This window comes from Paenibacillus sp. FSL R5-0701 (assembly GCF_037973995.1).
Classification (GTDB): Bacteria; Bacillota; Bacilli; order Paenibacillales; family Paenibacillaceae; genus Paenibacillus.
Map to the genome: position 1 here is coordinate 4459599 of NZ_CP150230.1, position 13537 is coordinate 4473135.

The window sequence follows — 13537 nt, forward strand, 5'->3', positions numbered from 1 at the left end:
TTCACGCCACATATGAAAAAATAGTAAAACTCCCATCAAAATAATAAAACCTGTGAGTAAAAGCATTACCACGGCAAGGGAAGGAACGTATTCAGAGCGGGTGCCCCTTCAACCCCCCACCAAACCAGACTAATCGTTAACATGACAAAAATAAAAATGAGTGAATTGACAAACCTTTTGCTCAATTTTAACCGACGTGAAGGATGCAATTCTGTTCGTGTAGGAAGCGAACCCGCTTCGGGGATCGATTCTTCCGTTGATGTTGACGTTTTTTTGGAGCGTGATGGTGCCCTTTGAGGAAGTACTGGACTTTCCAGCTTTTCTGTATAGGGCTTGCGCTGTGATCTAGGTAAAGAAACGGAAGTAATTGGTGTGATTCCGCCAACCTCAGCAGCTGCTGCCGTTTCAGCAACGATGCTTACTTGAGAAGCCACCTGACGCTCGGATTTCTCTTTTTTATCCGATTGACGATGGCGCTGACTGCCATATGTCTTCATTCTACTTAATGGCTGATTCATGATCCCCTCCGAAAACGTATCGCTAATCCGGACACCAAATCAATAATAAAGTGACATAATATAGGCGCCCATAATGTGCCGGACTGCAAGTAAATCCAACCCAATCCATAACTTGAGACAAACACCCAGCCTGTTGGAATCCAGTGGCGCAAATAACGAATATGGATAACTGCGAATAAAATACTTGTCCAGTAAGGACCGATGGCATGTTGGATGGCTCCACGGAATAATAACTCCTCACACACTGCAACAATGGCTGCTATGCATACAATGTGCCAGATCGGACGCCCACGGAACAGCATCTCGTTAATTCCACCGTCATCCATGCTTTCCTGAGGTATAACATACGACAGTACCAAGTCCATAACAAGCATAATTCCTGCAAGACCAAGACCCCACCATATAAATTGGTAATTGTCAGGCCATGCGAGTACATCTAACAAGTTTCGTTTCTGCAATAAGATCCACACAACTCCGATAATCAGTGTCAGACCTTGTGTAAAGTATAGATTGATTAAAAGCAAACGCTCGGTAAGCTGCTGTGGCTCAGCCTTCTGAATCTTGAACTTGGGAAACTTGAATTTTTTCATCGGATGTGTCTGTCCTCTTGAGTTAAATTTGATGGATAACAATTACGTTGTCCAATCGGATAGTATACTAAATGATAGCCAAAAAACCAATTAGGTTCAAGACCTGCCCCAAGTCCTGCTTTTATATCCATGCCATTACTTCATTAAAGCAGTAAAATCCAGTTCATCAAACAGCTTACTTTCCATCTTCTTGTGGTAGGTATATTAACTATGGTATTACTTATGGTGACTCTGTTTATGTGTGAATCTAAAGACATCTGCAAAACATTTTAAAACATTTAAGCCTATTGACATGCTCATGTCAGCCATGATACATTATGAAAAAATTAGTCACGTTAAACACGATGATGGAAAAAAGACGTTGCTTCGTCTTACAGAGAGCCGATGGTAGGTGTGAATCGGTGGCAGGCAAATGGTCTTGAGCGCTCCTGAGTTATTGCATTGAAATTGGAGTAGGTGCAATCGGTTTAGACCCGTTATCCTCTTCGGTCTTCATTGACCGCTAAGACTGTCGTTGCGAAACGGCGGTGAATTAGGGTGGTACCACGACAACTCTCGTCCCTTATTGCGCAAGCAGTATGTGGATTGAGAGTTTTTTGATTTATTTTAAAGGATATCTGTGGGATCACTCTATTTGCTTCACCTTCCCCCTCTGTTGCGACACCGCGTTGTTGGGCGGAAGAATCAACCTGGTTTTAAGGAATACCTCTTCGCTGAGGTCAGACCTTGACGATATAGATACACATACCTAAGGAGGAAGAAACCATGTACAAAGTGTTAGTGTCGGACCCAATCAGTGATCTGGGAATCCAGCAACTGGTGGATGCAAATGATGTTGTTGTTGAGAAGAAAACCGGTCTTAGTGAAGATGAACTTGTTGCCATTATTGGTGATTATGATGCTCTCTTGGTTCGCAGCCAGACTCGTGTTACAGATCGTATTATGACAGCTGGTACCAACCTTAAGGTGATCGGACGTGCAGGTGTTGGTGTAGATAACATTGATCTGGAAGCTGCTACACAGCGCGGTATTATCGTTATTAATGCACCTGATGGCAATACCATCACAACCTGTGAGCACACGTTTGCCATGATGATGGCATTGGCACGACACATTCCTCAGGCCTACGCCAAAACAATTCAGGGTACGTGGGATCGTAAAACCTTCCTGGGTGTGGAATTAAGAAATAAAACGCTCGGTGTACTGGGTATGGGACGGATCGGTAGTGAAGTTGCCAAGCGCGCCAAAGCATTCGGAATGGACATTCTTGCTTACGACCCGTTCCTGACGGAGGAGCGTGCCGAGAAGCTGCAAGTGAAACTTGCTAGTGTAGATGATATCATTCGCAATGCGGACTTCATGACCGTTCACACGCCATTAACACCGGAAACACGGCATATGATTTCACGTCCACAATTCGAAGTGATGAAAAAAGGCATGCGTATCATCAACTGTGCCCGTGGTGGTGTAGTTGACGAGATGGCACTTGTGGAAGCCATTGATCAAGGTATTGTTGCTGGTGCAGCATTTGACGTATTTGAAAGCGAGCCGCCAGCCGCTGATCACCCGTTCCTGAATCACCCAAGCATTATCGTTACGCCTCACCTTGGTGCATCCACAGTAGAAGCACAAGAGAACGTGGCTATCGATGTATCGGAACAAGTTCTTCATATTCTGCGCAATGAACCGTTCAAGAACGCAGTTAACATGCCGGCTGTTGCACCAACCGTGATGAACAAATTGCAGCCGTATTTCAAATTGGGTGAAACGTTGGGTAGTTTTGCAGCACAGATTACACAAAATGCAGTGCAGGAGATTCGGATCGACTATGCTGGTGAACTTTCTGAAGTAGATACTTCTCCTCTCACACGTTACATTGTGAAAGGGATTCTCGCCAGACATTTGGGTGGGGAAGCCAACATCGTTAACTCCATGCATCTGGCCAAAATCCGTGATCTGAATGTGGTTGTAAGCCAAACCTCAACAACTAAAGGATTTACTAACCTGATTACCGTAACATTGGTTACAACTCAGGATGCTGAGGAACGCCGTGTAGCAGGTACATTGCTTGCAGGTTATGGAGAACGTATTGTTCGTCTGGACAAATTCCCGGTAGATATCGCTCCGGAAAGTCATCAAATTTTGATCTCACATAATGATAAACCAGGTATTATCGGGCGTGTAGGAACCCTACTTGGACAAAACGATGTCAACATCGCATCCATGCAAGTTGGACGTAAAATTATTGGTGGTGCAGCGATCATGATTCTGACCGTAGATAAAGCTGTTCCAAAAGATGTGCTTGTGCAGCTTGCTGCGCTGCCAGAAATCAATACTGCTGTTGAAATTGTTCTGGAATAATCAAAATATTTTTAAATGTATAAGAAGAGACGGGACCCTTGTGGTTCCGTCTTTTTTGTCGCTAAGTAAATTGCGTATTCATTTCAATTTTAAAATTAATTTTACTTCTGGCCGTGCGGAACTGACTCTTTCGGTCGTCCCAAACATCTAATGTAGGATTGACCACTACTACCTGGAAAGAAAGAGAAACCCAAGATCTTAAATTGATCTGGGTTTCTCGAGAATCAAATGCACCAATCTCATATGAGTTCCGCTTCTTTTGCCTATTAGGGAAATAGTCTTAATACATTATCGAACTATTAACTTAACTGAATAATGTTTAGTGTAGATCCCGGAGGAGAAAGAATAGCTGTGCCAACGAGCCCGAGTAATTGTAACTGTATTGTTGAACCAGCGGTAACGGTAATCATAAAGTCCGACTGCAGCTGACTGAGAGAAAGTACTGGAGATACTACACTCGCTGGAATAGCTGTACCGTTAAGTAAAACCCGAGATTGGATAGCAAGTGCAGCTGTCAGACTTATTTTGTATGAGATGTAGTAACGACCTGCGTTGGTCAGTGTGAAGGTGTCATTAGCCCCATTGACGGTTATACCTGTGCCAATATTTTGGTTATTCGGTAATGGAACGAGTGTACCACCCAATATTACAACAATCGTACCATTAGTGTTCTCAGCAAAAGCCGAGTTAGATGTTACAGATGTTCCAGTTGCACCTGTTGCTCCGGTTACTCCGGTACTTCCGGTACTTCCGGTACTTCCGGTTAAGCCCACTCCCGTGGCTCCTGTAGCTCCTGTTCCCCCAGTCGCACCAGTTGCTCCGGTGCTTCCCGTTAGGCCAACTCCCGTAGCTCCCGTTATACCTGTGGCCCCTGTTTCCCCAGTGACACCAGTTGGCCCGGTACTTCCCGTTGCTCCGGTTTCCCCCGTCGCACCAGTTGCCCCGGTACTCCCCGTTACGCCGATTCCCGTTGCTCCCGTTATACCTGTCGCTCCGCTTTCCCCCGTAACACCAGTTGCTCCGGTACTTCCTGTTACACCGACTCCCGTGGCTCCGGTTATACCTGTCGCTCCTGTTCCCCCAGTGACACCAGTTACCCCGGTGCTTCCCGTTATGCCGACTCCTGTGGCTCCCGTTATACCTGTCGCTCCGGTTTCCCCTGTGATACCAGTCACCCCGATGCTTCCCGTTATGCCGGCTCCCGTGGCTCCCGTTATACCTGTCGCTCCGGTTTCCCCTGTGATACCAGTTACCCCGGTGCTTCCCGTTACGCCAACTCCCGTGGCTCCGGTTATACCTGTGGCTCCTGTTCCCCCAGTGATACCAGTTACCCCGGTGCTTCCCGTTATGCCGACTCCCGTGGCTCCGGTTATACCTGTGGCTCCTGTTTCACCTGTAGCTCCAGTAATACCTGTTACGCTTAATCCCGTGGCTCCTGTGATCCCCGTCGCCCCAGTCAACCCTGTAACACCAGTCGCTCCTGTCTCACCAGTTGCCCCAGTTCCTCCAGTTCCTCCAGTTACTCCTGTTGATCCCGTTACGCTTAATCCTGTGGCTCCTGTAATTCCAGTTGCCCCGGTTAGCCCCGCAACACCAGTCGCTCCGGTTTCACCAGTACTTCCTGTAACTCCAATGCCGGTTGCTCCTGTCACACCTGTCGCTCCTGCTCCAGCGATCAACGTGTAATCTGGTGAAGTCCCCGGCGTTCCGGTTGGCGATGCCGCATTCGCAATATACGTACTGCCGTTGAACGTTACTACTTGACCCGCTGGATACGTTGGGGCTACGGCTGGATCGAATGGTACAATGCCACTCAAACCTACGCCTGTCGCTCCCGTTTCACCAGTTGCCCCGGTTCCTCCAGTTACTCCTGTTGATCCCGTTACGCTTAATCCTGTAGCTCCTGTAATTCCAGTTTCCCCGGTCAACCCTGTAAGACCAGTCGCTCCGGTTTCACCCGTACTTCCTGTAACTCCAACTCCAGTTGTACCGGTCACACCTGTCGCTCCTGCGCCCGCAAGCAACGTGTAATCCGGTGAAGTCCCCGGCGTTCCGGTTGGCGATGCCACATTTGCAATATACGTACTGCCGTTGAACGTTACGACTTGACCCGCTGGATACGTTGGGGCTACGGCTGGATCGAATGGTACAATGCCACTCAAACCTACGCCTGTCGCTCCCGTTTCACCAGTTGCCCCGGTTCCTCCAGTCACTCCTGTTGATCCCGTTACGCTTAATCCTGTGGCTCCTGTAATTCCCGTCGCCCCAGTCAACCCTACAAGACCAGTCGCTCCTGTTTCACCAGTTGCCCCAGTTCCTCCAGTTACTCCTGTTACGCTTAATCCCGTGGCTCCTGTAATTCCCGTCGCCCCGGTTAACCCTGTAAGACCAGTCGCTCCTGTTTCACCAGTACTTCCCGTTACTCCAACTCCAGTTGCACCGGTCACACCTGTCGCTCCTGCGCCAGCAATCAACGTGTAATCCGGTGAAGTCCCCGGCGTTCCGGTTGGAGATGCCACATTTGCAATATACGTACTACCGTTAAACGTTACGACTTGACCTGCAGGATACGTTGGGGCCACGGCTGGATCGAATGGTACAATGCCACTCAAACCTACGCCTGTCGCTCCTGTTACGCCGGATGCTCCTGTTTCACCAGTACTTCCCGTTACTCCAACTCCAGTTGCACCGGTCACACCTGTCGCTCCTGCGCCAGCAATCAACGTGTAATCCGGTGAAGTCCCCGGCGTTCCGGTTGGAGATGCCACATTTGCAATATACGTACTACCGTTAAACGTTACGACTTGACCTGCAGGATACGTTGGGGCTACGGCTGGATCGAATGATACAATGCCACTCAAACCTACGCCTGTCGCTCCAGTTGCCCCGGTTCCTCCAGTTACTCCTGTTGATCCCGTTACGCTTAAACCCGTGGCTCCTGTAATTCCCGTCGCCCCAGTCAACCCTGTAAGACCAGACGCTCCTATAGCTCCGGTACTTCCCGTTACTCCAACTCCAGTTACTCCTGTAACTCCCGTTGCTCCTGCTCCAGCAAGCAACGTGTAATCCGGTGAAGTCCCAGGCGTTCCGGTTGGCGATGCCACATTTGCAATATACGTACTACCATTGAAAGTGACGACCTGACCCGCTGGATACGTTGGGGCTACGGCTGGATCAAATGGCACTAGGCCTGTCAATCCCGCCCCGGTTGTTCCCGTTACACCTGACGCACCTGTGGCTCCTGTAGGTCCTGCACCTGCAAGCAATGTATAGTCTGGCGAAGTACCTGGCGTACCCGTAGGAGAAGCCACAGTCGTTATATACGTACTGCCATTGAAGGTAACGACCTGACCTGCTGGGTACGTTGGAGCTACTGCAGGGTCAAACGGAACTGCACCATTGAGACCGATGCCCGTAGCTCCGGTCGCACCTGTAACTCCCGATCCTGCTAACAACGTATAATCTGGAGAACTTCCTGGCGTACCCGTTGGCGAAGCGAGATTTGTAATGTAAGTACTGCCACCAAACGTGACGATCTGTCCAGCTGGATATGTTGGGGCTAATGCGGGATCGAATGGCACGATGCCACTTAATCCTGCACCTGTGGCTCCAGTTACACCAGTCGCCCCCGCAGCAGCGATTAATGTGTAATCCGATGAAGATCCCGGTGTTCCTAGAGGACCAGCTACACTTGCAATGTAAGTACTACCATTATACGTAATGACTTGACCTGCTGGATAACCCGGGGCGAGCGCTGGATTAAATGCTACTGCTCCTGTCAAACCACCTCCGGTTGCTCCCGTTGCTCCAGTCGTTCCACCCGACAGCAAAAGAGTGTAGTCTGGAGAACTTCCGGGTGTACCCAAGGGACCGTTTACATTGGCAACATAAAGACTGCCATCGTAGCTTACTACTTGACCTTGAGCATAAGTTGGTCCCAGTGCAGGATCATATGCAGTAATATTGTTCAAGCCAACACCAGGTGCTCCTGCCGGCCCCTGTGCTCCCTGTGGACCGACTGGGCCAACCGGCCCTACTGGTCCAATTCCTCCAGGTGTACCAGTAGCCCCTTTCACCCCAGGGACTCCCGGGACACCGGGTACCCCCGGAACTCCTGGCACTCCCTGTGGACCAGCTGGTCCGGTAATCCCTCCAGTTCCAAGAGTTGTCGTCGCCCGGCCTAATGATATGGAGATTGATCGAATTAATCCCACAAGTTTATCTTTTTCTGTAGGTGGTACTTCAAGAAGCAACGTCACACTTAACAAGTCATCCAGTAAGTTCTGCAAGTTACCTGCGAGATTAATAAGAGGAACAGGGACAATCTCTGAACCTGCAATCGTTAATTCCAATACGGCTTGTAATTCTGCCTTTACCCCCGCACGAAATCCGGATTGATTCACAAAAGTAAGTAACTGGCGTAATGCGTTCTGCAAAGACATTATATTGGCTGAAATCGGCTGACTGATTGCAGCAGGAATAGCCACAGCCAAAGAACGCAGTATGGATTCAAACTCCTCCAGTTCTCTTGTAGTTATTGGAATAAACGGAGAGCCCGCTCTAAAAGATCTGCCGTCCAGAAAAGCTTTAATATTGACCCTTTTTCGATCATCGGACATGCTTATCTCAATCCTCCTCTATCTTGCTCGCTTTTCAAGCTTATGTAACATAGGAAGGAAAATTATCTTGGACACTCTTTTTAGTCAAAAAAAGACCATTCATGTTCCACGTTGAACAAGATTAAACGGTAGTCTTCAACAAAAAAACACCCTCCTTAAGAGGGTGTTTCCGCACTTTTTGTATGAAATTCAGGCTATTTCGATGAATCCAAAGGAAATTGCAAAATAAACTCTGTTCCTTCGCCAAGCACACTATTGACAGTAATCATGCCCTGATGCGCATCAACAATATTTTTCACAATCGCTAAACCAAGCCCCGTACCTACACTTTCTCCCCGAACACGAGCCTTGTCTGCTTTGTAGAATCGTTCAAAAATAAATGGCAAGTCGGATGAAGGGATACCTACACCCTGATCTTTCACAGAAACTCTGACAAATGGAGCACGAAGATAAGTGACCCTCTCGGCTGAGATCATTACATTTTTGCCAGTAGGTGTATGTCTGAACGCATTATCCAGCAAATTCGTAAATACTTGCTCAAGTCGATCCTCATCTGCCTGTTGAAGTTCAATAGTTGGTTGTTCGAACTTAAATTGCAGTTGAATTCCCTGTTCTTTTGAACGCACCGAGAACTTCCGATATACACGTTCAAGTAGCTCTCCGAGGTCAACTTCCTTCATCACCATGTCCGTGTGTCCAGCTTCCATCCGCGCAAGGTCAAGCAAGTCTTTAACCAGTCTGCCCATCCGCAAGGACTCATCATGAATGACTTGGATCAGTTCTTCGCTCTCTTCGGGTGAGGTTGCCATGCCGTCCAGAAGCGCTTCGCTGTAGCCTTGCATCATAGATAATGGGGTACGTATCTCATGAGATACGTTAGCCACGAAATCACGCCGCATTTTTTCCAGACGCACTTCTTCTGTTACATCTCTTAAGACAGCCACAGCCCCTCTGACAACACTGTCAGCATACAACGGTGCCATCTGAACAGACCAGACACCTTGCTGTACGTGAACATTGGAGTTCTGGTCCCCACCTTGCTCCATCACCATTCTGAACAAAGGAAGAAGGGGCTCAGGTACATCACGCGATGTCTTGTCAGACTGCTCGGATTCTTGTCCTTCGTCCATTTTTGCCCAATCGAGATCATACCATGTCTGCATGATCTTTTCTCCAGGCGGATTCGTCAGAATAACTTTGCCTGCACCATCAAATGTAACCACCGCATCGGTCATGCTGCGAAGCACACTCGCCAAATGTTCCTTCTCATGGTTAAGGTTTCGAATATTATCTTCCAGTTGGGCAGCCATATGATTAAATGTGTTGGCAAGTTCACCAATCTCATCACTCGTTACCAGGGAGAGACGTGTTCCGTAGTTCCCTTTGCGAATCGCATTGGCTGCCTGAATCAATTGCTGCATGGGTTGCGTTATTTTGGTGAATAGAAACAATGCAAAAAACGTGGTTAAACTGAATCCGATAATACAGATATAGGTGAACAACCGCTTAATATCTCTGGATTCGGATTCTGCAAAGTTTGTATCAATGTAGGGCAGCAAAAAAAGACCCAGCGCTATAAGTACACAACCCACAAGGCAGATAATAGTGATCCATAACTTCCCGACCAGTGATCTCCAGAAACTAAAACTACTTCGGTACTTCCAGTTTATAACCCACACCCCACACCGTCGTAATCATGGCCGCCGATTCAGGCGATACCTTGTTAAGTTTCTCGCGAAGACGCTTCACGTGCGTATCCACGGTACGAAGATCGCCAAAGAATTCGTAATTCCATACATCTTTGAGCAATTCTTCTCTGGAGAAAACTTTGTCGGGAGATGTTGCCAGGTAGTGCAGCAATTCATATTCTTTCGGTGTAAGACTAATCTCTTCGCCACCAGCGGTTACCCGGTGGGCATCATGCTCAATAACCAGATGCGGGAACACGATGTTGTTACTCGAATTGCTCTCCTTGGAGAGATAAGCTGTCGCGGAAGATCGACGCAAAATCGCTTTGACGCGATAAATCACTTCACGCGGGCTGAATGGTTTTACAACATAATCATCAGCGCCAACTTCGAAGCCTTGAACCCGGTTAATCTCTTCACCTTTTGCAGTGAGCATCAAAACCGGCGTTGATTTCACCTGACGAAGACGGGTACACACTTCAACACCATCCATACCCGGCAACATCACATCAAGCAAAATCAGCCCGTAGTCCCCTGCTGTTGCTTTACGCAGCGCAGTTTCCCCATCCTCAGCTTCATCGATTTCATAACCTTCTTTTTCAAGATACATTTTCAAAAGCCTGCGGATTCTCTCTTCGTCATCCACGACCAGTATTCGATTCTCATGTTCAGCCATGCCTCTCCAGCCCCTTTGCAATAACTCCTCATCACTTCTATTATGTTCGATCTGGCGAACAATATTTGAATACCCTTCAATAAAAAGGTACGTTTGTGTTTCCCGCTTCTAAACTCAACCTTTGCAATACAAGTCTGTCCTAGTCAGCTCCAGCATAAGAATGTAATCCGGCAATTACCAGATTCACCCCAACTAGTGTAAACATGACGACCAGGAAGCCAAGAACTGCAAGCCATGCAGACTTCTGACCTTGCCAACCTCTGGATAAACGCAAATGCAGATACACACTATAATATAGCCACGTAATCAATGCCCACACCTCTTTGGGGTCCCAACCCCAAAAGCGACTCCAGGCAATTTGAGCCCAGATCATGGCAAAAATTAATGCTCCCAGCGTAAATATCGGAAAACCAATGGCAATCGCGCGATAACTTATCTCATCCAGATCATCGGCATCGATTCCATCCATCATTGGTTGTAACGCTTGTCCCAGTGGTCTGCGCACAAGAAGTCGTACAATTCCATACAGGATTAGACCTACAATAAGTGACCAAACCACCGTATTCAGCTTGCGCCCGGCATTTACCCCGTTCATCCAGGAAGGCGTCTCAAGTAAAGGTTTTTTCATGCCAAGAAACGGTGTCATGCTCTCCACTTCGCTATTATATGGTGCAAAAATCGGAGGCATGCGATAAATCACTTTCTCTATTGTACTATTTTCCTGTACCTCTGTGTCAATGCTGACCATTTTCTGTACAAAAACCGCCTCGTAACCAGCTGTACGAAAGGCAAATACCGTTCCGATAAATCCGATGACTACAACGATCGTAACCAGGGTGAATTCAACCCATCCTCGTTGACGTCTTGAAGACTTGTCTTTACCACTGAAATCAACAGTACGGAGCAAATACATGAACCCTGCGGCAAAACCCACGGCGAAGAATGCTTCACCAAGCGCAGCCAATGTCACGTGAATTTTCAGCCAAATGGACTGAAGCGCCGGGATTAATGGTTGTACCTCCTGAGGAAATACAGCGGCGTACGCCATAATAATAATGGTAAGTGGTAAGGCAAACAAACCCAGTAATGACTTTCGGTATATGGCATATACAACAATAAATGCAACCATGATCATCATGGACAGAAAAGACATGAACTCATACATGTTACTGACCGGGATATGACCTGCCCCAGCCCATCGGGTTACAAAAAATACGATATGCGCCGCCAAGGCAACAGTCGAAGCGATAAAAGCTCTTTTACCCCAGCGATTCATATGGTCCAGAGGATCACGATTACTCCATTTTTTGCCCATGACCGCGACAGCATATAACAAGAATGCAGCACAATAGAGAAAGAAAGATACGATAAATGCGTCGCTGCTGAAATCCAATAATCTCATGCCTGGTTCCCCCCGTTATCCAACGACTTCTCTTCAACTTCCAGATTCATCTGTTTCAAAACGGCCGCAACTTCACGCCTGAAGCCAAACCAGTTTTTGTTGGTATGTCCACCCAAGGTGAGCTGTTTATCATCAAAACGAATCCAAATGCGGCGATGATGCCAATAAAAACCCATGACCAGACCCAACATAACAATACCGGCTCCTACCCACACAAAAGGCATTGCCTTATCCACTCTTATATTGAGATAACTTACGGACTGAATAATATCGACCTTGTCCATGCTGTCTACTTCCAGCTGTAAAGGAATATCAGCTCCAATCAGCTGTTGGTTAATCGCATCCTGTTGAAACCGTTGTTTATCAATCTGCTTCGCAAAGTACAGATATTGTATCCCCTCTTCGGGCAGATCCGGTCCCTTGATGAGAAAGAGAAAAGCAGGTGCATTAGGTGAAGGCGATTTTGATTTGGGCTGACCATTCTCATCCAATCCAAAGTCCATAAACTTTTCTTTTACCGTAAGCTTATAAGGACCAGCTTCAAATGTTCTTTGGGTATCTACCATATCGATCTTGAGTGCCCCGTATACTTCACCCGTCTTTGTATTGACCAGATCAGGTGTTACGGACCGAATGGTGGGTGTTAGATCATAATCAAACTGATATGCTTTCAGACCGTTATAATTCAATGGATGATTCACGCGTACATCATGTCTGGCCACCTCAGCTAACTGAGGTTTCTTCGAGAGATCCGAACAATCTGCTGTACATTCATACAAAACAACTTTTGTTTCGAACAGTTTCGGAACGGTTTTATTGAGGTTACGGAATTGCTCAGGTACTTCTTCCTCACTGTAGAATTCAACATTAAACTTTTCATTTTGGAGATACATCGACGTATTCGGGATCTTTTTGATCTCACCTTCAGGAAAAGCGACATGCTCGTCCAGATTCAGACCTGGAAGCCCTCGTGCGAGCACCGCCAGCAGAAATATAATGAGTCCAATATGGATGACATATGGGCCCCATCGACTGAATCGCTGTTTCTCTGCGAGTAATGTATCACCCTGGGTGTGCACGCGGTATCCTTTCTTTTTCAGTGGCGTAACCGCTTTCTTAATCCAGTCTTCTGGTGCCTCTTCGATGGTACCTTGGTACACGAGACGCTGTCTTGTCAAAAATTGCGTATGCTTACGTATTCTTTGTTTATTCAGTGCTTTGTAGAGCGGCAGGACGCGATCCAGACTGCATATCACCAATGATGCCCCAATCAGCACCAGCAGTAGAATAAACCACCAGGATTCGTATGTATGGGATAAACCCAACAGATAATAGATATGTCCCAACTGACCGTATGTTTCTTTGTAGTACACGGAAGGATCGATATTCAGAAATGTACTTTCTTGCGGATAGATTGTACCAAGCATAGAACCTACAAGCGTAAAAACAATCATATAGACGGCAATTTTAACGGAAGAAAAAAAGTTCCATATGCGGTCAATGATGTTGGGATTACTACGCTGTGAACGGCGCGCCATGCCATCATAACGCATTTCCAACACTTCATCCGATTTAGCTTCAGACTCCAGCAGCGGTTTCCCACATGCTTCACATAGTACAGTGCCTACCGGATTCTGGTGTCCGCACTCACATTTGGTATTTTGGAACACGAATAGACCTCCT

General features: G+C 47.2%; 8 protein-coding genes and 1 other annotated feature. Of the genes, 1 reads left to right on the top strand and 7 read right to left on the bottom strand.

Annotation, left to right across the window (positions count from 1 at the left end; all coding sequences use genetic code 11):
• Positions 1-65 precede the first annotated feature (65 nt).
• Together MKZ13_RS19615 and MKZ13_RS19620 are read right to left on the bottom strand one after the other, a co-directional pair.
• Positions 66-518 carry a hypothetical protein gene (locus tag MKZ13_RS19615; RefSeq protein WP_221820294.1) on the bottom strand — a complete coding sequence of 151 codons (453 nt, stop codon included), beginning with the start codon at positions 516-518 and terminating at the stop codon, positions 66-68.
• The gene (locus tag MKZ13_RS19620; RefSeq protein ID WP_036607728.1) at positions 515-1108 is read right to left on the bottom strand and encodes a type II CAAX endopeptidase family protein; all 594 of its coding nucleotides are present in this window, start codon (positions 1106-1108) and stop codon (positions 515-517) included. Before MKZ13_RS19620 ends, MKZ13_RS19615 begins: the two co-directional genes overlap by 4 nt.
• A 335-nt stretch (positions 1109-1443) precedes the next feature.
• Positions 1444-1674 (top strand) — a binding site (T-box leader).
• 199 nt (positions 1675-1873) lie between these two features.
• Between MKZ13_RS19620 and serA the strand changes: the two genes are divergently transcribed.
• On the top strand, positions 1874-3469 hold the full coding sequence (gene serA / locus MKZ13_RS19625) for a phosphoglycerate dehydrogenase (RefSeq protein ID WP_047843574.1): 1596 nt from the start codon (positions 1874-1876) through the stop codon (positions 3467-3469).
• Between the two features lie 299 nt (positions 3470-3768).
• Here the strand turns inward: serA and MKZ13_RS19630 are convergent, their stop codons facing one another.
• The 5 genes from MKZ13_RS19630 to MKZ13_RS19650 all read right to left on the bottom strand — a co-directional run bounded on the left by MKZ13_RS19630 (position 3769) and on the right by MKZ13_RS19650 (position 13524).
• Entirely contained in the window at positions 3769-8088 is a 4320-nt protein-coding gene (locus MKZ13_RS19630) for a collagen-like repeat preface domain-containing protein (protein ID WP_339177544.1), read from the bottom strand.
• A gap of 194 nt (positions 8089-8282) precedes the next feature.
• On the bottom strand, positions 8283-9680 hold the full coding sequence (locus MKZ13_RS19635; protein WP_339177546.1) for an ATP-binding protein: 1398 nt from the start codon (positions 9678-9680) through the stop codon (positions 8283-8285).
• A gap of 55 nt (positions 9681-9735) precedes the next feature.
• Complete coding sequence (locus tag MKZ13_RS19640) at positions 9736-10452, bottom strand: response regulator transcription factor (protein WP_017687664.1); 717 nt, start codon at positions 10450-10452, stop codon at positions 9736-9738.
• Between the two features lie 139 nt (positions 10453-10591).
• On the bottom strand, positions 10592-11854 hold the full coding sequence (gene ccsA / locus MKZ13_RS19645; protein WP_339177548.1) for a cytochrome c biogenesis protein CcsA: 1263 nt from the start codon (positions 11852-11854) through the stop codon (positions 10592-10594).
• Positions 11851-13524 (bottom strand): cytochrome c biogenesis protein ResB, encoded by a 1674-nt coding sequence (locus tag MKZ13_RS19650; protein WP_339177550.1) that lies wholly within the window; start codon positions 13522-13524, stop codon positions 11851-11853. The genes ccsA and MKZ13_RS19650 overlap by 4 nt, the downstream gene beginning before the upstream one ends.
• Between the last annotated feature and the right edge of the window lie 13 nt (positions 13525-13537).